18 protein-coding genes are annotated in these 20,779 nt (G+C 73.7%); 6 read left to right on the top strand and 12 right to left on the bottom strand.

Annotated elements, in window-relative coordinates; all coding sequences use genetic code 11:
• Positions 1–4 precede the first annotated feature (4 nt).
• The gene (locus tag ACYVDA_RS03240) at positions 5–730 is read right to left on the bottom strand and encodes a hypothetical protein (protein ID WP_460815026.1); all 726 of its coding nucleotides are present in this window, start codon (positions 728–730) and stop codon (positions 5–7) included.
• Positions 731–896: 166 nt separating this feature from the next.
• Between ACYVDA_RS03240 and ACYVDA_RS03235 the strand changes: the two genes are divergently transcribed.
• The 4 genes from ACYVDA_RS03235 to ACYVDA_RS03220 are packed head-to-tail and all read left to right on the top strand — an operon-like array spanning position 897 to position 3,709.
• Positions 897–1,214 carry a type VII secretion target gene (locus ACYVDA_RS03235; RefSeq protein WP_460815024.1) on the top strand — a complete coding sequence of 106 codons (318 nt, stop codon included), beginning with the start codon at positions 897–899 and terminating at the stop codon, positions 1,212–1,214.
• 8 nt (positions 1,215–1,222) lie between these two features.
• Positions 1,223–2,809 (top strand): hypothetical protein, encoded by a 1,587-nt coding sequence (locus ACYVDA_RS03230; RefSeq protein WP_460815022.1) that lies wholly within the window; start codon positions 1,223–1,225, stop codon positions 2,807–2,809.
• Between the two features lies 1 nt (position 2,810).
• Positions 2,811–3,314: a hypothetical protein gene (locus ACYVDA_RS03225; RefSeq protein ID WP_460815020.1), complete on the top strand. Its 504-nt coding sequence runs from the start codon at positions 2,811–2,813 to the stop codon at positions 3,312–3,314.
• Positions 3,311–3,709, top strand: a complete 399-nt coding sequence (locus ACYVDA_RS03220) for a hypothetical protein (protein ID WP_460815018.1) — start codon at positions 3,311–3,313, stop codon at positions 3,707–3,709. Before ACYVDA_RS03225 ends, ACYVDA_RS03220 begins: the two co-directional genes overlap by 4 nt.
• Positions 3,710–3,757: 48 nt before the next feature.
• Here the strand turns inward: ACYVDA_RS03220 and ACYVDA_RS03215 are convergent, their stop codons facing one another.
• The 8 genes from ACYVDA_RS03215 to ACYVDA_RS03180 all read right to left on the bottom strand — a co-directional run bounded on the left by ACYVDA_RS03215 (position 3,758) and on the right by ACYVDA_RS03180 (position 16,567).
• A complete protein-coding gene (locus ACYVDA_RS03215; RefSeq protein ID WP_460815016.1) occupies positions 3,758–4,423 on the bottom strand; it encodes a hypothetical protein in 666 nt (221 codons plus the stop codon).
• Positions 4,424–4,522: 99 nt separating this feature from the next.
• A complete protein-coding gene (topA, locus tag ACYVDA_RS03210) occupies positions 4,523–7,270 on the bottom strand; it encodes a type I DNA topoisomerase (protein WP_460815014.1) in 2,748 nt (915 codons plus the stop codon).
• Positions 7,271–7,485: 215 nt separating this feature from the next.
• Entirely contained in the window at positions 7,486–9,276 is a 1,791-nt protein-coding gene (locus ACYVDA_RS03205) for an ABC transporter ATP-binding protein (protein ID WP_460815012.1), read from the bottom strand.
• Complete coding sequence (locus tag ACYVDA_RS03200; RefSeq protein WP_460815010.1) at positions 9,273–11,039, bottom strand: ABC transporter ATP-binding protein; 1,767 nt, start codon at positions 11,037–11,039, stop codon at positions 9,273–9,275. Before ACYVDA_RS03200 ends, ACYVDA_RS03205 begins: the two co-directional genes overlap by 4 nt.
• 131 nt (positions 11,040–11,170) lie before the next feature.
• Positions 11,171–11,983, bottom strand: a complete 813-nt coding sequence (locus ACYVDA_RS03195; protein WP_460815008.1) for an MBL fold metallo-hydrolase — start codon at positions 11,981–11,983, stop codon at positions 11,171–11,173.
• Between the two features lie 10 nt (positions 11,984–11,993).
• Positions 11,994–13,544, bottom strand: coding sequence for a DUF7059 domain-containing protein (locus ACYVDA_RS03190; RefSeq protein ID WP_460815006.1), 1,551 nt, complete (start codon positions 13,542–13,544; stop codon positions 11,994–11,996).
• A 210-nt stretch (positions 13,545–13,754) separates the two neighbouring features.
• Positions 13,755–16,049 (bottom strand): sodium-translocating pyrophosphatase, encoded by a 2,295-nt coding sequence (locus ACYVDA_RS03185; RefSeq protein WP_460815004.1) that lies wholly within the window; start codon positions 16,047–16,049, stop codon positions 13,755–13,757.
• 182 nt (positions 16,050–16,231) lie between these two features.
• The gene (locus ACYVDA_RS03180) at positions 16,232–16,567 is read right to left on the bottom strand and encodes an STAS domain-containing protein (RefSeq protein WP_460815001.1); all 336 of its coding nucleotides are present in this window, start codon (positions 16,565–16,567) and stop codon (positions 16,232–16,234) included.
• A gap of 131 nt (positions 16,568–16,698) precedes the next feature.
• Here ACYVDA_RS03180 and ACYVDA_RS03175 point away from each other — a divergent pair, with 131 nt between their 5' ends.
• Together ACYVDA_RS03175 and ACYVDA_RS03170 are read left to right on the top strand one after the other, a co-directional pair.
• Positions 16,699–19,023: a DEAD/DEAH box helicase gene (locus ACYVDA_RS03175; protein ID WP_460815068.1), complete on the top strand. Its 2,325-nt coding sequence runs from the start codon at positions 16,699–16,701 to the stop codon at positions 19,021–19,023.
• A 36-nt stretch (positions 19,024–19,059) separates the two neighbouring features.
• The gene (locus tag ACYVDA_RS03170; RefSeq protein WP_460814999.1) at positions 19,060–19,377 is read left to right on the top strand and encodes a hypothetical protein; all 318 of its coding nucleotides are present in this window, start codon (positions 19,060–19,062) and stop codon (positions 19,375–19,377) included.
• 57 nt (positions 19,378–19,434) lie between these two features.
• Here ACYVDA_RS03170 and ACYVDA_RS03165 read toward each other — a convergent pair whose 3' ends face one another.
• From ACYVDA_RS03165 to ACYVDA_RS03155, 3 genes are all read right to left on the bottom strand, one after another.
• The gene (locus ACYVDA_RS03165) at positions 19,435–19,818 is read right to left on the bottom strand and encodes an Rv3654c family TadE-like protein (RefSeq protein WP_460814997.1); all 384 of its coding nucleotides are present in this window, start codon (positions 19,816–19,818) and stop codon (positions 19,435–19,437) included.
• Entirely contained in the window at positions 19,815–20,174 is a 360-nt protein-coding gene (locus ACYVDA_RS03160) for a TadE family type IV pilus minor pilin (RefSeq protein ID WP_460814995.1), read from the bottom strand. Before ACYVDA_RS03160 ends, ACYVDA_RS03165 begins: the two co-directional genes overlap by 4 nt.
• 152 nt (positions 20,175–20,326) lie before the next feature.
• Positions 20,327–20,716 (bottom strand): DUF4244 domain-containing protein, encoded by a 390-nt coding sequence (locus ACYVDA_RS03155; protein ID WP_460814993.1) that lies wholly within the window; start codon positions 20,714–20,716, stop codon positions 20,327–20,329.
• Positions 20,717–20,779 lie beyond the last annotated feature (63 nt).

Raw genomic sequence — 20,779 nt, 5'->3', positions numbered from 1 at the left:
GTCCTCAGCCGTCCTGCGGCAGGTGGCCGAGCACGCCCACGAACCGCGGCGCCCCGCCGTACGCCGCCCACGTCGCGGCCGGCACGGCCCGGAACGGCGCCGCCAGCTTCTGCAGCTCCTCGACCATGCGGTCCTCCCCGGCGAAGAACGCCCACGGCCAGACCACGCGCACGACCCAGCCGGGTTGCACCGAGACCGATTCACCGACCCGCTCCAGCTCGGCGCGGACCTCGGGCGTCAGCACGCCACGGACGAAGTCGGGGTCGCCCAGGGCGCGCCAGTGCCGCTCGAACCCCGGGTCGCCGAGCTCGACCTCGGTGAGACCGGGGTGCTGGTGCCCGCGGTGCATCTTGCTGCGGCCCCGCACGGCGGACAGGAGCGGGTAGCTCTGCTCGGTGGCCAGCGCGACCACGCTGTAGCGCTCGGTGCCGTCGGCCACGGAGCCCTGCGCGCTCATCTCTCGCTGGTGCCAGGTGAAGGCCATGAAGCGGCACCCCTGCAGCTCCCCCGCGACGGCGTCGCTGGCCCGCCCCGGCTCCCGGGCCGCCGCGAACGGCCAGCCGTCCCAGCCCGCCACCAGCGGCGTCGCCTCCGGGAGCGGTGTCCAGCCCCGCGACTCCACGGCGTCCTGGCCGCGCTGCTTGCGCGCACGGGCACGCAGGACGACGAGCACGGCGGCCACGGCCAGGAGGCCCCACACGCAGAAGATCAGGATCGCGGGAAGCGGCATGACCCGAACCTAGGGGAGGGCACCACCTCGGGTCGGGAGGTCCCCGCACGGACGCGCCCCGGGGGCGGGTTCCCGCCGCACGTGTCCGATTCACCCGACTCGGACGCCCGGATCTCGGTACCGTCGATCCCGGCTCCGGGAGGAGCCCTGATCCGGGGGGACGGCGATGGACGGGTTCAAGGTGGTCGCGGGCGACATCCGCGCCTCGGCACGCGAGATGGAGGCGGCGGCCACCGGGGTTTCGGGCGCGAACCCGGGCCACGACGTCGCCGACGTCGCCACGGCGTTGCCCGGCGGGCAGAGCGCGGGCGCCGCGACGGCCCTGGTGACAAAGTGGACGGCCCGGTTCAGGGGGTGGCACGACGACGCCCACAGCCAGGCCGAGCGGCTGACCACCGCGGCGGCCAACTACGACGCCAGCGACTTCGCCGCGGACCAGCAGCTGCGGCTGCTGCTGCGCCGCACCGGCGAGACGATCTCCTAGGGGCAGCCGTGGTCACCATCAACCAGCTGCTGACCTGGAAGCCGGCCACCTTGTCCACCGTGGCCGACACCCTCGTGCGGCGCCGCAAGGCGCTGGTCGCCCTCCAGGACGAGATCGACGGCGGCAAGCCGCCGCAGACCTGGGTCGCCGGCTCCGCCGCCGGGGCGCGCGCCGAGCACGAGAAGCTGCGCCTGCGCCTCCTCGACCTCGTCGCCGAGGTGTCCGACGTCGCGGTCAACCTCGACGACGCCCAGGCGCGCATCACCCGGGCCTGCAGCGACCTCCACGACGCCCTGTCCGCGGCCCAGGCCAAGGGCCTGGACGTCGACCGTGAGACAGGTCGGGTCAAGGACCCCCGCACCTACACCGAGGACCAGCAGTCCGAGCGCGACTCGATGGCCACCGAGGTCGACCGGATCGCCGGCGACGTCGACGCGGCGCTCCAGGACGCGCAGCAGGCCGACATCGACCTGGCCTCGGCCCTGAAGGGCGCAGCCGACGGGACGACCGAGGGGGGCACCGGCAGCCTGGACCAGGCGGCGGTCCAGACCCCGACCCGCATGGACCACATGACCCCCGAGGACCTCGCCAAGCTCCTGGGCGACCAGGTCACGATCAACACGATCACCGCCTACCTGGAGATGGAGGCGGACATCGGGAGCTTCGACTTCCAGGGCAAGGTCCAGGGGGAGTACAGGGTCACCGCCGACGGCACGACGTTCCTCGCCCTGCACCTCGAGGCCGGCCTGGGGCGGGAGATCTCGGTCGGCGGCTCGTCCGCGGACGCCTCGGCCGGCGGGACCACGGACCTCGAGCTGAAGTTCGACTCCCCCGAGAAGGCCCAGGCGTTCCTGGCCGGCCTCAAGGACAAGGCCCTGGACGACGTCGGGTTCTGGGACGCGGCCACGGGCCAGGCCCCGGCGCTGGTCGCGGGCAACGTCGCCCGCTACGTGGAGGCCCAGGACATCGACAGCTTCCGCGTCGGCGCCTACGCCTCGGCCAAGGGCGAGTTCGACACCCCGTGGGCGCGCGGAGCGATCGAGGGCCGGGCCGAGGCCTACGTCGACCTGGCCAAGGACCAGGTCGGGCTCAAGCTCGAGGGCAAGGCCGACGCCGAGGTCGGCGCCAAGGGCTCCGGCTACGACGCCGCCGCCTCCCTGGCCGGGGAGGTCAAGATCGACAAGAACGGGAACTTCGACTCCCTCACCCTCACCGGCAAGATGAGCGCCCTGGCGGCCAACGAGCGGCTGGGGGTCTCGATGCCCCCCGACACCAGCACCGGCGCCGGGGTCGACGTCCAGCTGACGGTGGACTCCAAGAACCCCGCGCTCGCCGACATCAAGAAGGCCTTCGAGGCCGGCGACGTCGACCGTGCCAAGGACCTCGCCCTCGACAACGGGCAGCTCCTGGTCCGGCAGACCACCATCGAGCAGTACAAGGTGGAGAAGCACGACGTCGACTTCGGCGTCGGTGAGGTCAAGGTCGGGTGGGGGGCCTCCGGCGAGACGGCCAACCAGCTCTGGTTCCGACCGGCCGGCGAGAACCAGGTGCTCCAGATCGACCCACGGATCCTCCCGGTGAACAGCAGGCAGTGAGATGACGACGACCTTCGACGAGACTGACCTCGGCCCCGTGACGATGGAGGCCCCGACCTCCCCGGTGCGCCACGTCAGGGCGACGTACGGCCACCTGTGGCAGTGGACCGGTGACGGCGAGGACCTCTTCAGCCTCTCGGTCGCGGTCCGCGGCACCCGCATCGGCACCGCGCAGGGGGTGCGCGACCACCTCCACCACGAGCTGCTCCAGATGCGGGTCTCACCGCTTCCCGAGCCGTCGTCCCGACCCTCGACCGAGGACCCCCGGGCCGCCACCGGAGCCAGCGGCGTCGACGTCTGGGTCGAGGGCGCCGTGGGCGCCGCCGCGGCCGAGATGACCGGTGAGGTCGCGGGCAACCACGTGCGCGAGCGGGTCGTGGTCACCACCGACGGCCGCCTGATGCACGTGATCCGCATCTTCGTGCCCGACTCCCCCGCCGGCGACGAGGTGCTGGCGCGGATCAGCTCCAGCCTCGAGCTGCGACCGTGGGAGATCCCGGCGTGAAGGCCGTCGGGCTCGTCCTCGGCCTCTTCCTGGTCGCTGCGGCCGGCTTCGCCGCGGTGGTCTTCTGGCTGCTCACGCGGGGAGGCAGCCAAGCCGACCTCACCCGCCGGGCGCCGGCCACGGTCGTCACGCAGGACGACTCCTACGACCGCAGCCTGGGCTCCGGCTACCAGCTCGACTACGCCTACCGCTCCGGCGGCCGGTGGTACGGCAGCAAGGAGTTCGTCTCCCGCCGCTACTGGACACCGGGCCAGGCGATCTCGGTCTGCCTGGACCCCGCGTCCCCGCAGCGACACGTCCTCACGCTCCGCAACGAGCGGTGCGGGCAGGACGTCGTCACCGGTGAGGACACCACCGAGGCGACCCCGCGTCCGGCACCCGCCACGACCCGCTGAGGGGTACGCCGGGACCGGCGGGCCGGGCCACCCTGCCCGCGCGTCGGGCTAGGAGCCGCTGCGCCGGACCGAGCTCAGGCACGACTCGGCCTGCGCCTGCTCCGTGGCGTCCTTGTTGCGCGTCATGTTCGCGAACACCCGGACGCCGCCGCCCACGGCGACCACCGAGACCGAGAAGGCCGACTCCTGGGAGGGGTAGCGGAGCGTCGTGAGCCGGGCCTCCAGGCCCGCAGGACGCAGGTCCGCCGTGCCGACCACGTCAGCGCCCTCGGAGGCGTTCTTCAGCGCCTCGCTCGAGGCCCGGTCGAGGGTCTGCGTCGAGGGCTGCACGAACAGGAAGCCGTCGCCCTTGCTCGTGCCGGGCGGGAAGAGCTGGAGCGCCGCTCCCGCCTTGCCCGAGACCACCTTCCAGCTGGCCGGGACCGTCATCGACACCCCGCGCGCAGCCGTGACGACCTTGGTCGGGAAGCGTCCGCCACCGCACCTGCCGTCGGCCTGCACGGCGCCCGAACCGGTCCCCGAGGAGGAGGACGCCGACGGGCTCGGGGAGGTGGACGCGCCCGGGGAGGCCGACGCCGAGGAGGACGCCGACGGGGAGGAGGACGGCGCGGACGAGGACCCCCCGGAGGAGCTGCCGCACCCGCTCGTGGCGAGCAGCGCGGCGGTGAGGAGCACACCGGGAGCACGGAGGCGAGAGACACCCGAGACGGTCATGCCGCGACCCTACGGGTCCCGGCCATCGACGCGCCGCCGATCCCCGAGGCCCGGCGCCCACCCCTCACGTCCGCCCGCCGGGCCGGGGACGCGCGGCCCTCAGGACTTCTCGGCGGCGGTCTTCCGGGTGGTCGCCTTCTTCGCGGTCGTCTTCTTCGCGGTGGTCTTCTTGGCCGTGGTCTTCTTGGCCGTCGTCGCCTTCTTGGCGGTGGTCTTCTTCGCGCCGGTCTTCTTGGCCGCCTTCTTCGCCGGGCCCTTCTCGCGACGCTCGGCCAGCAGCTCGGCCGCCCGCTCGGGGGTCAGCTCGGCGACCGAGTCGTCCTTGCGCAGGGTGGCGTTGTACTCGCCGTCGGTGACGTACTCGCCGAAGCGACCCGCCTTGACCACCATCGGCTGCCCCGAGACCGGGTCGTTGCCCAGCTCCTTGAGCGGCGGGGCGGCCGCGGCACGACCGCGCTGCTTGGGCTGGGCGTAGATCGCCAGCGCCTCGTCGAGGGTGATGTCGAAGATCTGGTCCTCGGTCTGGAGCGAGCGGCTGTCGGTGCCCTTCTTCAGGTAGGGCCCGTAGCGACCGTTCTGCGCGGTGATCTCGAGACCCTCGGCGTCGGTGCCCACCACCCGCGGGAGCGAGAGCAGCTTGACCGCCTGCTCGAGGGTGACCGTGTCGACCGCCATGTCCTTGAAGAGCGAGCCCGTGCGGGGCTTCTCCTTCTTCGGCGCGTCCTCGGGGAGGACCTCGGTGACGAAGGGGCCGTAGCGGCCGTTCTTGGCCACGACCTGGAGCCCCGTCTCCGGGTGCGTCCCCAGGACGGTCTCCTCACCGGCCGGGTTGGCCAGCAGCTCGCGGGCCTTCTCCATCGTCAGCTCGTCGGGCGGCAGGTCGTCGGGCACGTTGGCCTTGCGCGCGAAGGCGGTGCCCTCGTCGTCGGGACCCTCGAGGTAGGGGCCGTACTTGCCCACCCGCAGGTGGACCCCGCTGTCGGGACCGCCGATCGGGAAGGTGGCCAGCTCCTTGGCGTCGATGTCGCCGAGCTCGTTGACCAGGGTCTTGAGGCCCTCGACCTCACCGCCGCCGAAGTAGAACTCGGCCAGCTCGGTGTTGCGGTCCTTGCGACCGCCGGCGACCTCGTCGAGCACGTCCTCCATCTGGGCGGTGAACTCGTAGGACACCAGCCGGGTGAAGTGCTCCTCGAGCAGCCGGATCACCGAGAACGCGAGCCACGCCGGCACCAGCGCGGTGCCCTTCTTGTAGACGTAGCCGCGGTTCAGGATCGTCCCGATGATGGAGGCGTACGTCGACGGGCGGCCGATCTCGCGCTCCTCGAGCTCCTTGACCAGGGTCGCCTCGGTGTAGCGGGCCGGCGGCTTGGTGGCGTGGCCCTCGGCGCGCACGTTGGCCGCGCTGACCCGGTCGCCCTCCTCGACGTTGGGCAGCCGGGTCTCGGTGTCGTCGCTGGAGCCGCCGTCGTCGGTGCCCTCGACGTAGGCCTTGAGGAAGCCGTGGAAGGTGATCACGCGACCGCTGGCGGAGAACACGACGTCCTCCCCGGTGGAGGCGGTGCCGCCGAGCCGGATCGTCACCGACTGGCCCTGCGCGTCGCGCATCTGCGAGGCGATGGTGCGCATCCAGATCAGCTCGTAGAGCCGGAACTGGTCACCGGTCAGGCCGGTCTGCGCCGGGGTGCGGAACGAGTCGCCGGCGGGCCGGATCGCCTCGTGCGCCTCCTGGGCGTTCTTGACCTTGGAGGTGTAGGTCCGCGGACTCTCGGGGAGGTACTCCGCGCCGTACAGCTCCCGGGCCTGGTTGCGCGCCGCGTTGATCGCCGTCCCCGACAACGTCGTGGAGTCGGTGCGCATGTAGGTGATGAAGCCGTTCTCGTAGAGCCGCTGCGCCACCGACATGGTGGAGGAGGCGCTGAAGCCGAGCTTGCGGCTGGCCTCCTGCTGCAGCGTGGTCGTGCGGAACGGCGCGTAGGGCTTGCGCGTGTAGGGCCGCGACTCGCGGGAGCGGATCGCGAACTCGGTGTCGCGCAGGTGGACCGCGAGCTCCTCGGCCCGGGTCTTGGTCAGGTGGACCACGGCCTTGGCCCCGGACGCGGCGGACTCCTTGAGCTCGCCGTCCTGGCCGAAGTCGGAGCCGCGGGCCACGCGGGTGCCGTCGACGGAGTGCAGGCGGGCGGGGAACATCCGCTGCTCGTGCTTCTCGCCGGCGTCGAAGGTGCCCTCGAGGTCCCAGTACGACGCCACCCGGAACGCGATCCGCTCGCGCTCCCTGTCGACCACGAGCCGGGTCGCGACCGACTGCACGCGGCCCGCGGACAGCCCGGACATGACCTTGCGCCACAGCACGGGGCTGACCTCGTAGCCGTAGAGGCGGTCCAGGATGCGGCGCGCCTCCTGGGCCTCGACGAGGTCCATGTCGATCTGGCGCGGGTTGGCCACGGCGGCGTTGATCGCCTGCGGCGTGATCTCGTGGAACACCATCCGGTGGACCGGGATGTTCTTCGGCTTGAGCTCGTCGAGCAGGTGCCACGCGATGGCCTCGCCCTCGCGGTCCTCGTCGGTGGCGAGGTAGAGCTCGTCGGCGTCCTTGAGCAGGCCCTTGAGCTTGGTCATGTGCGACTTCTTGTCGCGGGAGACCACGTAGACCGGCTCGAAGCCGTGGTCGACGTCGACGCCGAGGCGGGCCCAGGACTCGCCCTTGAGCTTGGCCGGGATGTCCGCGGCGCTCTGGGGGAGGTCGCGGATGTGTCCGATGGAGGACTCCACGACGTAGCCCCGGCCGAGGTAGCCCTCGATGGTGCGGGCCTTGGCGGGGGACTCGACGATCACGAGCTTGTGTGCCACTGCTTGGTTACTCGTCCTTTGCAACGCGGTTGCGCCCGGCGGCCGTCTGCTGCGACCCCTCGGGCCCCGTCAAGGTAGCGCGTCGGTCCGGCGGCCAGCCAAACGCGGCGGCGCCGTGAGGCCCGGGACCCCCTCGGCTGTGACCCGGGTCCCACGGCCGCCCCCTACGGGGGCCCTCCCGACGCCGTACGCCGACCAGCTGGTCCACCACTGGTCTAGTTCCGGCCGTGCCAGCTGTCCCACAGGGCGGCGTAGGAGCCGCGCGCCGCGACCAGCTCGTCGTGCGAGCCGAGCTCGGAGATCCGGCCGTCCTCGACCACCGCCACCCGGTCGGCGTCGTGGGCCGAGAACAGCCGGTGCGCGATGGCGATCACCGTGCGGCCCTCGAGCACCGCGGCCAGCGACCGCTCGAGGTGACGCGCCGCCCGCGGGTCGATCAGGGAGGTCGCCTCGTCGAGCACCAGGGTGTGGGGGTCGGCCAGGACCAGGCGGGCCAGCGCGACCTGCTGGGCCTGGGGCGCGGTCAGCGGGTGACCACCGGACCCCACCACGGTCTCCAGTCCCTCGGGCAGCGCGTCGACCCACTCCAGCGCGTCCACCGCACGCAGGCTGGTGCGGACCTGCTCGACGGTCGGGTCCACCGAGGCGAGCGCGACGTTGTCGTGCACCGTCCCCGCGAAGACGTGGTGCTCCTGGGTGACCAGGGCGACGTGGCCGCGCAGCTCGTCCAGGGGCAGCTCGACCAGCCCGACGCCACCCACGCGCACCGCCCCGGTGCGCGGCGGGTGGATGCCGGCCAGCAGCCGCCCCAGCGTCGACTTGCCGGCCCCCGACGGTCCCACCATCGCGATCCGCTCGCCGGGGGCGACCTGCAGGTCGACCCCGTGCAGGACGTCGCGGCCCTCGACGTAGGCGAAGCGCACGTCCTCGGCGTCGAGGTGCTCCCCCACCGGCTCCTCGCCGCTGACCTGCCGGTCGTCGGGAACCTGCCCCACGCCCAGCAGGCGGGCCAGGGAGGAGGCACCGATCTGGAGCTCGTCGAGGATGGACACGATCCGGTCGACGGGGTCGATGAGCATCTGGACGTAGAGGGTCGCGGCCGTGACGTCGCCGAGCGAGACCGACCCCTGGGTGTAGAGGTAGCCCCCGAGCAGCAGCGTGCCGACGGTCGGGACCAGGTAGGACAGCTCCATGCTGGGGAAGAACACCGTGCGCAGGAACAGGGTGTAGCGCTCGGCGGCGTAGGACTCCCGGATGTCGTCGTCGACCGCGGCGATCCGCTCCCGGCCCAGGCCGAGGGCCTCGACGGTCCGGGCGCCCTCGACGGTCTCGGTGAGCGTCGCGTTGATGGCGGAGTACGACGCCCCCTCGCGCAGGTAGCCGTCCTTGGCCCGGGCGAGGTACCAGCGCAGCCCGATCACCAGCGGCGGTACGCCGAGCAGGCACGGCAGCGCGACCCACCAGCCGACGCTGATCGCGGCGGCGAAGGTGACGATCGCGGTCACCACCGCGATCACCCACTCGGGCAGGGCGAACCGCACCGACCACCCGAGCTGGTCGACGTCGCGGCTGGTGCGGGTCAGCAGGTCACCGGAGCCGGCCGCCTCGACGGTGCCGATCGGCAGGGACAGGGTGTGGGCGACGAAGTCCTCGCGCAGCTCGGCCAGCACCTGCTCGCCCAGGACCTGGCTGACGTAGCGGGCGTAGCGGGTCAGCACGGTCTGGGCCAGCAGGAACGCCGCCAGGACCATCACGATGCGGTCCACGTGACCGGTGGTCGTGCCCTGCTCCACCGACTGGACCAGGTCGCCCAGCAGCCGCGGGGCGGCCAGGCCGGCCAGCGCCGCGAGCAGGTGCAGCACCAGCGCCCCGCCGAGGATCCGCGGGTGGCGGCGGGCCAGCGCGCGGACGTAGCGACGCACCGCGGGGGTGTCCGCGACGGGCAGCGCGGTGGTGACCGGCGGGCTGGTGGGCGGGCAGGTGGGGGTGCTGGCGGGGGCGCTCACGAGCCCACCACCTCCTCGGCGGTCTCGCGGGTCACGACGGCGCGGTAGGCCGCGTCGCCCAGCAGCTCGGCGTGGGTGCCCGTGGTCGCCACGCGCCCGTCCACGAGCAGCGCGACCTCGTCGGCGCTGTCGAGCACGAGCGGGCTGCTGGTCACCACCACGGTGGTGCGCCCGGCCCGGTGCTCGCGCAGGCGGGCCGCGATCCGGGCCTCGGTGTGGGCGTCGACCGCCGAGGTGGGCTCCACGAGCACCAGGACCTCGGGGTCCAGCGTCAGGGCGCGCACGAGCACCAGGCGCTGGCGCTGGCCCCCGCTGAGGGTCCGGCCGCGCTCGGCGAGCACCGAGTCGAGCCCGTCGCGCAAGCCCTCCAGGACGTCCTCGGCCGAGGCGGTGCGGAGGGCGTCGGTCAGGGCACCGGTCGTGTCGTGGGCCGGGTCGCCGGTGGTGTCGCGGGCCGGGTCGCCGGCGCCCCGGGTGTCCAGCCGGTCGCGGAGCCGGCCGGAGAAGAGGGTCGCGCCGGTGTCGGAGACGACCACCCGTCGGCGTACCTCCTCCTGGGGCAGGGCGCTCAGCGGCACCCCGCCCAGCAGCACCTCGTCGTCGGCCTGCGCCGCGATCAGGCCGAGCCGGTCGGCGAGCCCGGCGGCGTCGTCGGGCCGGTCGCAGACGAGCGCGACGAAGCGCCCCGCCGCCACGTGCAGCCCCGAGCGCAGGTCGACCAGGTCCGAGCCCTCCGGCGGTGACGCGGCCACCTCGGCGGGGTCGGCGTGGTCGGGCTCCAGGGCCATCACCCGGCACACCCGACGGGCCGAGACCAGCCCGCGGATCAGCCGGTTGGCGAACTCGGTGACGGTGCGCAGCGGGATCATCAGGAACGCGGAGTAGCCGTAGAACGCCACGAGCTCGCCCGGGGTGATCAGGCCCTGCACCGCTTCGCGCGCGCCCAGCCAGACCACGACCACCACGAAGACGCCGGGCAGGAACACCTGGAGCGCGTCGAGCAGCGACTGCAGCCGTGCCACGGCGACGCCGGCGGTGCGCGCCTGCTGGGACCGCACGCGGTAGCGGGCCAGGAAGACGTCCTCGCCGCCGATGCCCCGCAGCACCCGCAGGCCGCCGACGATGTCGGCCGCGGTGGTCGAGAGCTCCCCCATCAGGCCGCGCTGGGCGTCGCTGCGCCGCTGGAGCGGGCGCAGCAGCGGGCCCACGAGCAGCATCAGCACCGGCACGCCGACGAGCACCACCAGCCCGAGGGTGAGCGAGGTGCGCAGCAGCAGGACGGCGACCACGACGAAGGAGACGATCGCGCCGACGAACCGCGCCGAGACGTCCATGACCTGGCCGAGGTGGGACAGGTCGGTGGTGCCGATGGCGACCACCTCCCCGACCGAGGCCCGGCGCGGCAGGGTCGCCCCCAGCCGCACGCTCTGACGGGCCACCAGCTGGACGGTGCGGTAGGCCGCGACCAGCCAGTTGGTGACCGCGAACCGGTGGCGGGCGATGCCGCTGGTGGCCTGGACGAGACCGACGAGCAGCATCAGGCCGGCGTACGCCAGCAGGGCGCGGCCGTCGCGCGCGGCGACGCCGCGGTCGATGGCCCGCCCGATGACCGCGGGCATCACGGCCTGCGAGGTCATCCAGATGCTGCCCAGGAGCATCGCGGGCAGGAGGGTGCGGACCTGCCCCCGCGCCAGCCACCACAGGAAGCGGGCGGGAGAGCGGTGGTCGGGGGTGCCCGGGTGGGCCAGGGGTAGTGCGCGCACTCGCGTCAGGTTAGGCACCCGCACCGACAGGACGCCAACCGTTTTCCGGGTGTCCCGCCCGGAGGGTGTCCGGCGTCTCAGCGCGCAGGACGGAAGCCGTCCGCGCACGCCGGGTGAGGCCCCGGGGGCCGTCAGGGACGCTCGCCGCGCAGGCGGGCGACGTAGCGGTCCGCGGAGCGGCGTACGGCGGCCGCACCGTCGCGCACGACCACCGCACCGAACCAGCCGCCGTAGACGACCTCGAAGTCGAGCCGCTCCACGCGGTCCGCCACCTCGAGCACCGCCGCCTCGTCGAGCGGGATCAGGTTGGGGAAGCTCCACATGAAGCTGACCCACTCCCGGTCCTGCACCACGGTGATCGTGTCGCCGGTCAGCAGCGCACCGCGGCCGCCGGCACCGGCCGGCCAGTGCAGCACCGAGGCGCCGTCGAAGTGCCCGCCGGTGCGCACCACCTCGGTGCCCGTCACGGGGACGACGCTGTCGTCGTACAGCTCGATGCGCGACGAGGGCCGCATGATCCACCGCTCGTCGGCACGCGGGAGGTGGAGGGTCGCGTCGAAGGCGTCGGCCCAGTCGACCATCGCGCCGTGGAAGTGCGGGTGGGAGACGCAGATCGCCTGGATCCCCCCGAGCGCCTCGACGCGCTCGCGGGTGGCGTCGTCGAGGACGGGCACGCAGTCCCAGAGCACGTTGCCGCCCGGGGTCTGCACCAGCAGCGCGCGCTGGCCGATCGCCACGGGCGGCTCGCAGCCGATGCCGAGCAGGCCCGGCTCCTCCTCGCGCACGTCGTTGCGGGTCGTGGCGAGCAGCTCGGGACCGGTCGTCCAGCGCTGGCCGTCGCGGCCGACGTACTGGCGCTCGTCGAGGCAGATCGCGCAGCCCTCGGGCGGCTCCGGGGTGTCGGCGTGCTGCACGCCGCAGGTGCGGCAGATCCAGGCGGGCACCGCCCCAGGGTCACACCTCCAGGAAGCCCTCGGCAACCAGCTCGCGCACCACCGGGACGTACGCCGACCGCAGCTCGACCTCGTCCCCCTCCAGCAGCTGGGCCAGCGCGCCCAGCACCTGCCCGACCGACAGGTCGCCGTCGAGGGCACCGACCAGCGCGGCCTCGACCGTGTCGACCTGCCGGGCCCGCCGCAGGCCGCGCTGCTGCCGCACGACGATCTCCTCGGGGTCCTCCGCGCCGGGCGCCCCGTGGGTCTCCTGACGCAGGTCGACCCGGGCCACCGGCGCGCTGGCGAGCAGCGCCTCGTCGTCCAGGCCGCGCAGCACCTCGACCCGGTCGAAGAACCCACCGACCTCGGGACCGATCGGCTGCTCGACGTCGTAGGGCCACTCCTCGAGCCGCAGCACCGGGTCGGCCGCGTCGGTGCGCCGCAGGTTGATCCACCCGAAGCCGACCCCCTCGGCGCCCTGCTCCTCGAACCAGGACAGCCAGGTGTCGTAGCGGCGGTGGTACTCCTCCGCCCCGAGCGTCCCGGTCGAGGGGTGCAGCCCGGCGTCCTTGAGCCACAGCTCGACGTAGGACGGCAGGTCGATCACCTCGCGCTGGACCACCCAGGCGTCGCAGCCCTCGATCCAGCCCGAGAGCCGCTCGTCCCAGGGCTGGTCGCGGTTGATCGTCCAGTTGGCCAGCACCTGGCCGGTCCCACCGGGGGTGAGCAGGCCCGGGAGGCCCCGCACGATGTGCTCGACGACGCGGTCGCCGGGCAGCCCGGAGTCGCGGTAGACCAGCTGCTCCCCGGTCGCCGGGCTGATCACGAACGGCGGGTTGGTGGCGACCAGGTCGAACTGCTCGCCGGCGACCGGCTCGAAGAACGACCCGGACCGCACGTCGAGGTTGTCGACACCGTTGAGCGCGGCGTTGAAGCGGGTCAGCCACAGCGCGCGCTCGTTGACGTCGGTCGCGACGACCTCGGTCGAGTGGGCGGCCAGGTGCAGCGCCTGGACGCCGCAGCCGGTGCCGAGGTCGAGGGACCGGCCGACCGGCGTACGACGGGTGAGCTGGGCCAGCGACGTCGCGGCCGAGCTGATCCCGAGCACGTGGTCGCCGCGCACCTGCGAGGGCGCGCCGTCCAGACCGGGGGTCAGGTCGCTGGCCACCCACAGGTCCGCGTCGTCCACGGCGTACGGCCGGACGTCGACGCGGGCCCGCACCTCGCCGATCGAGCGCTCGAGCAGGCCGGCGGTGCAGAGCCGGTCGAGGAGGCCGGGCAGGGCCCGCTCGACGTCGTCGACCCGCGCGGGCGCCTGGAGCAGCCACAGCCGGGTCAGCGTCTCGACCGGGCTGCCACCGCGCGTGGCCCGCAGCCCCGGCAGGGTCTCGTTGCGCGACAGGGCCGAGTGCGCCACCGGCCCGAGGACCGCGGCCACCCCGTCGTAGGTGAACCCGGCCCGTCCGAGGACCTCCCCGAGCTCCCGGGCCAGGTCACCGTCCCCCGCCCGACCGCCGTGCCCCCGGCCGGAGGAGGTGTCCTGGGCGCTGCCGTGCTGGTCTTCACTCACCGGGGCCACGCTACCCACCCCGCCGACCACCCCCTCGGCCGAGAGGGGGATCCCTGCACGCCCCCACGCGCCGAGAGGGGAATCCCTGCACGCCACCACATGCCGACCGGGGGATCCCTGCACGTGGGGCGTGCACGGATCCCCCGGTCGGCGTCGTACGGCGTGCGCGGATCCCCCGGTCGGCGTGTGGGGGGCCCTCTCGGCGTCTGGTCAGACGGCGTCGTGGGCGACCACCGGGGCGTCGTCGGTCATCACGTTGCCGCGGCGCTTGGAGACCACGACCGCGACCACGATGGCGGCCAGGGCCACCAGGGCGATCAGGATCCGCAGGACGTCGTTCTGGCCGTCGTCGATGCTGAGCGAGACCACCGCGCTGGCGATCAGCAGCGAGACCAGGTTCATCACCTTGATCAGCGGGTTGATCGCCGGGCCGGCGGTGTCCTTGAACGGGTCGCCGACGGTGTCGCCGATGATCGTGGCGGCGTGGGCGTCGGAGCCCTTGCCGCCGTGGTTGCCGTCCTCGACCAGCTTCTTGGCGTTGTCCCAGGCCCCGCCGGCGTTGGCCAGGAAGACCGCCATCAGGGTGCCGGTGCCGATGGCGCCGGCGAGGAACCCGGCCAGGGCCTCCACCCCGAGCCCGAACCCGACGGCGATCGGCGCCATCACCGCCAGCACGCCCGGCGTGACCAGCTCGCGCAGGGAGTCGCGGGTGACGATGTCGACGACCTTGCCGTACTCCGGACGCCCGGTGCCCTCCATGATCCCGGGGATGTCGCGGAACTGGCGGCGCACCTCGTAGACCACCGCGCCGGCGGCACGCGCGACGGCGTTGATGGCCAGCCCGGAGAACAGGAAGACCACGGCCGCGCCGAGCAGGATGCCGACCAGGACGCCGGGGTTGAAGACGTCGAAGACCAGGCTGCTGCGGGCGACGCCGGCCTTGGCCACGGACTCGAAGACCGAGGTGGAGTAGGAGCCGAACAGCGCGGTCGCGGCCAGCACGGCGGTCGCGATCGCGATGCCCTTGGTGATCGCCTTGGTGGTGTTGCCGACGGCGTCGAGCTCGGTCAGGATCTGCGCACCCTCGGGGCTGACGTCGCCCGACATCTCGGCGATGCCCTGGGCGTTGTCGGAGACCGGGCCGAAGGTGTCCATCGCGACGATCACGCCCACCGTGGTGAGCAGGCCGCAGCCGGCCAGCGCCACCGCGAACAGCGACACCGTCAGCGTGGCCCCGCCGAGCAGGAACGCCCCGAAGACCGCGGCCCCGATCACCAGGGTGGTGTAGACGGCCGACTCGAAGCCGACCGAGAGCCCGCTGAGGATCACGGTGGCGGCGCCGGTCAGCGAGGACTTGCCGACGTCCTTGACCGGCTTGAACTCCGTGCCGGTGAAGTAGCCGGTCAGGGCCAGGATGCCGGCCGCCATCACGATGCCGATCACGACCGCGACGGAGGCGATGATGCGCGGGTCGCCCGAGACCCCGGCCATGTCGCGACCGGCGATGTTGGAGAAGCCGGAGAAGCTGCTCGGCAGGTAGAGGAACGAGGCCAGCACCGAGACCACGGCGCCGACCGCGGCGGAGATGTAGAAGGCCCGGTTGATCGTGGTGAGGCCGTTCTCCCCGGGGCGGGGGCTGGTGATGTAGATGCCCAGCACGGCGGTCAGGGCGCCGATGGCCGGGATCAGCAGCGGGAAGACCAGCCCGTCGTTGCCGAACGCCTGCGAGCCGAGGATGAGCGCGGCGACCAGGGTGACGGCGTACGACTCGAACAGGTCGGCGGCCATGCCGGCGCAGTCACCCACGTTGTCGCCGACGTTGTCGGCGATGGTGGCGGCGTTGCGGGGGTCGTCCTCGGGGATGTTCTGCTCGACCTTGCCGACCAGGTCGGCGCCGACGTCGGCGGCCTTGGTGAAGATGCCCCCTCCGACCCGCATGAACATCGCCAGGAGCGCCGCTCCGAAGCCGAAGCCCTCGAGCACCGCGGGGGCCTCGTCCTTGAACAGCAGCACCACGACGCTGGCGCCGAGGAGGCCCAGGCCGACCGTGGCCATGCCGACGAAGGCGCCGGTGCGGAACCCGATCTTCATGGCCGGGTCGCGCCCGACCGTGTTGGCGGCCGCGGCGACGCGCAGGTTGGACTGCACGGCCAGGGACATGCCCAGGTAGCCGATCGCGGCGGAGAAGCCGGCGCCGACGACGAAGAACGCCGACCGCCCGATCCGTACGCCGAGGGAGTCGGCCGGGAGCGCCAGGAGGGCCACGAAGGCGACCCCGGCGAACACGGCGAGGGTGCGGAACTGGCGGGTCAGGTAGGCGTTGGCGCCCTCCTGCACCGCGTGCGCGATGTTCTGCATGTTCTCGGTGCCCTCGGGCGCGGCGAGCACCTCGCGGCGGAACATGACCGCCATGGCGAGCGCGGCGATCGCGATCAGGGCGACGAGGACGACCAGGACGAGGTTGCCCCCGGCGAGCTCGACGACGGCAGGGTGCATCCCGGTCATGGGTCTCCTCAGGAGTTCGACGCAGCAGACGACTGCTGCGCAGTGTATGTGTCTCACATCACAGCGCAGTGATCTGAGTCACACCGCCGCGAGTGTCGTGCGCCGGAATGCCGAACGCCCCCGGGGAGTCCGGGGGCGAACGGGTGCGGATCGGTTCGATCCGGGGGTGTGTCGAGGGGGGCTCAGTCGCCGAGCGCCGCGCCCTCGGAGTCGTGGATGGTGAAGACCTTGGCCAGCCCGGTGATGCGGAAGATCTTGAGCAGGCGGTCCTGGGAGCAGATCAGCTCCATCGAGCCGTCCTGGGCGCGCACCTTCTTCAGGCCGCCGACCAGGACGCCGAGGCCCGTCGAGTCCAGGAAGTCGACGCCCTCGAGGTCGATCAGGAGGTCGTGGCGACCGTCCGTGACCAGCTCGCCGATCTGGTCGCGCAGCTTGGGGGCCGTGTAGACGTCGATCTCGCCACCGACGGACACGATCGTCCGGCTGCCGACCTCACGGGTCTCCAGCGATAGGTCCACGTTCTCTCCTCCGAGCTCGGGGACGAGCCCGTCCCCCGCTCCACGACCAGTACGTCTGCGACATTGAACCACGGGCGCTCACGCCCCGGGGTCAGGTTGTCGGTGTCCGCTGCGAGACTGGGCGGGTGCCGGTGAAGGATCTGCAGACGCTCGTCGAGCGGCTCGGCGCTGCCCCGGGTCGCGAGGCGGGCCTGACCCACCTGGAGGTCGTGCCCGCCCGCGAGGCCGCCCCCGCCGAGTGGCCCGAGTGGCTCTCGGCGCCGGTCCGCACGGCCCTCTCGGCCACCGGCATCGCCACCCCCTGGACCCACCAGCGGGTGGCCGCCGACCTCGCCCGGTCCGGGACCCACACGGTGCTCTCGACCGGCACCGCCTCGGGCAAGTCGCTGGCCTACCTGATGCCCTCGCTGGAGGAGATCGAGTCCGCCCGCGGCCCCAAGGGCCAGCGCGGCGCCACCGTCCTCTACCTGGCCCCCACCAAGGCGCTGGCGCAGGACCAGCTGTCCACCCTGCGACGTCTCGAGCGCGCGGGCCTCCCGGGGCTGCGCAGCGGCACCCACGACGGCGACTCCACCCCCGAGGTGCGGGAGTGGACGCGCGACCACGCGGAGTACGTCCTGACCAACCCGGACATGCTGCACCGCTCGCTGCTGCCGGGCCACGCGCGCTGGACGCGGTTCTTCGCCTCGCTGCGCTACGTCGTGGTCGACGAGTGCCACCACTACCGCGGCGTCTTCGGGGCCCACGTGGCGCAGATCCTGCGGCGGCTGAGGCGCGTCGCGGCGCTGTACGGCGCGTCGCCCACCTTCGTGCTGGCCTCGGCCACCGTCTCGGACCCGGAGGTCTCCGCCTCGCGGCTGACCGGCCTGCCGGTCTCCGCCGTCGACCTGGACGGCTCCCCCCGCGGTCGCCTGACGCTGGCCCTGTGGGAGCCGCCGCTGGTGCCGGGCCAGGGCGAGAACGGCGCCCCGACCCGCCGGGCCGCGACCAGCGAGGTGGCGGACCTGCTCACCGACCTCGTCGTCGACGGCGTCCGCACCCTCGCGTTCGTCCGCTCGCGCCGGGGCGCCGAGACCGTCGCCCTCGCCGCCCGACGCCAGCTCGCCGAGGTCGACCCGTCGCTGGTGGAGCGGGTCGCGGCCTACCGCGGTGGCTACCTCCCCGAGGAGCGGCGCCTGCTCGAGGAGGCCCTGCGCAGCGGGGAGCTGGTGGGGCTGGCCGCGACCAACGCCCTCGAGCTCGGGATCGACGTCAAGGGGCTCGACGCCGTGCTGCTGGCCGGCTTCCCCGGCACCCGCGCCGCCCTCTGGCAGCAGCTCGGCCGGGCGGGTCGCGGCGCCCGCGACGCGCTCGGGGTCATGGTCGCCCGCGACGATCCGCTGGACACCTACCTGGTCACCCACCCCGAGGCGCTGCTCGGTCGTCCCGTGGAGGCCAACGTCTTCGACCCCGACAACCCCTACGTGCTCGGCCCGCACCTGTGCGCCGCCGCGGCGGAGTCGCCGCTGACCACCGAGGACCTGCCGATGTTCGGGCCCGGCGCGCGGGTCGCGGTCGACGCCCTGACCGCCGGCGGGCTGCTCCGGCGGCGTCCGCGGGGCTGGTTCTGGACCGACCGCAGCCGGGCCAGCGACCTGGCCGACATCCGGTCGACCGGGGGCCCGCCCGTCCGGCTCGTCGAGGACCGCACGGGCCGGGTGCTCGGCACGGTGGACCACCACGCGGCCCACGGCACCGTGCACCCCGGCGCGGTCTACCTCCACCAGGGCGAGACCTGGTCGGTGACCGAGCTCGACCTCGAGGAGTCCGTCGCGATCCTCGAGCGGTCGGTCCCCGACCACTCCACCTCGGCCCGCGAGATCACCGACATCGAGATCGTCGAGGAGCGCCGGTCGGTCCCGTGGGGCGCCGCCCGGCTCTCGCTGGGCCAGGTGCAGGTCAGCCACCAGGTCGTCTCCTTCCTCAAGCGTCGGGTGCCGACGGGCGAGGTGATCGGCGAGGAGCCGCTCGACCTGCCCGAGCGGGTGCTCCAGACCACGGCCGTGTGGTGGACGCTGCCCGACCACGTGCTGGCCGAGGCCGGCCTGGAGCAGGCCGACCTGCCGGGGGCCGCGCACGCGGCGGAGCACGCCTCGATCGGGTTGCTGCCCCTCTTCGCGACGTGCGACCGCTGGGACATCGGGGGCGTGTCCACGGCCCGGCACGCCGACACCGGGATGCTCACCGTCTTCGTCCACGACGGCCACCCCGGTGGTGCCGGGTTCGCCGAGCGCGGCTTCGAGGCGGCGTCGGCGTGGCTGCGCGCGACCCGCGAGGCGATCGCGTCCTGCGGCTGCGCCGAGGGCTGCCCCTCGTGCGTGCAGTCCCCCAAGTGCGGCAACCAGAACAACCCGCTCGACAAGGCCGGCGCCGTGCGACTGCTCGACCTCCTCCTCGCCGGCGCTCCGGCGGACTAGGGTCGGTCCCACCGCCCGCGTTCGAGAGGACCCCTCGTGATCGTCGTCGCCCTGCTCCTCCTGGTCATCGGTGTCCTGCTGGTCGTGGCCGCGGTCCTCGGGGGCGGCGCCTCCGCCAGCCTCGACCTCGGCGCCTACACGCTGCAGACCAGCGCGTCGGCCGTGTTCTTCCTCGGCATGGCTTCCCTGCTGCTGATCGTCCTGGCCCTGGTCCTCTTCCGCGCCGGCGCCCGGCGCGCCTCGGCCCGACGCCAGGACCGCAAGAAGGTCAAGCGGTTGAGCTCGCGCCTCGACGAGTACCAGCGCGAGGAGCAGGCCTCCCCGACCACCCACGAGGACACCGCCCCCCGCTGAGGCGGCGACCCGGATCGGCGTACGCCGGCCCGGTCGACCACCGCTGTCTGGGCCCCCTCACCGGAGCCCGCCCGACGAGTCCGTGACCGGCCCCGCCCAGGCCCGGGCCGGGAGGTCCAGCGCGCCACCGGGGAGGTGCACGGTGTCGGCGACGACCTCGACCCCGACCCTGGATCCCTGGACCCGGCACCGTCGCAGCACCGACCGGTTGCTGCGCGCCACGGCGGCGGCCCGGCCGCAGGCCGACCCGCCCAGCTGGAGCTCACCCGCGCCGGCGAGCGCGGCCAGGTCGGCGGCGGTCTGGGCGGTGCGGTGCGTGGCGACGGCCGCCACCACGGCGCCGGCCAGGCAGATGACCACCACCAGGACGCCGGTCATGGCCAGCGCCAGGACGGTGCCGGCACCCCGCTCGTCCCGACGTCGGGAGGTGCGCCGCCTCACCGGGTCGGCTCCTGGGCGGCGAGGGCCTCGGCGTGCAGGTCGATCCGCGCCCAGGAGCCGAAGAGGCCCAGCGGAGGCGTGACCGGGCTGGTGACCCGAGCCCGGACCTCCCCGCCCCCGACGGCCACGCTGACGCGGGAACCGGCCGGCGCGACCCGCCGCCCCAGCGAGAGGGCCGGGCCGGGGCCGTCGGAGCGCGCCGCCGAGCGCGCCACCTCCCGGGCGGCGTCGATGGCCCGGACCTGGGTGGCGCCCAGGGTGACCAGCCACGCCAGGGACAGGGCGAGGACCGCGAGCAGCGGTAGCGCCATCGCGGTCTCGGCGGTGACGGCTCCGCGGTCGTCGTGTCGCGTCACGGGGGGCTCCTTCGAGGGGGGCGGGTGGTGCGGGACCGGTCGGGACGGACCGGGGTCGGACGGGGCGGGGTCCCGGGACCCGGGCAGGTCCTGGGAGCCGGGGTGGTGGCCGGTGGGACGGGCGGACCCGTCCCACCGGCGGACCGGGATCCTCAGAACGGCAGCAGCGACTTGATCGCGGTGAAGATCAGCCGCAGGAGCTCCTGCCCCATGTCGCTGGTGAGGAACTTGAAGAGGAGCGCGGCGAAGCCGACGCCGCAGCCGGTGACCGTGGCGTACTCCGCCGTCGTGGCACCGGCCTCGTCCCGCCAGGACCGGCCCGCCCGGACCGCGGCGACGTCGACGGCCTCGGACTGGTGGCACCGCTCGCCCTCCGGACGGGGTCGGACGACGGGCGCGGGGACCGGGCCCGGGATCCGGGCGGTCACCGGGCCGGCCTCGGCACCGGCCACCCGGAGGTGGCTCCGGCCGGCGGTCGGGCCGGGGACCCGGACCGTCGTCCGGTTGGTGGTGCGGGCGGTGAGGGGGAGGGTGGCGCTCATGGTGTTCTCCTACTGGTGTGGGACCGGCTCGGGGCCGGGGGTTTCCTGACGACGAGGAGGTTG

It is taken from the genome of Nocardioides korecus (assembly GCF_054778395.1).
This window is presented reverse-complemented; position numbering and strand designations above follow the sequence as displayed.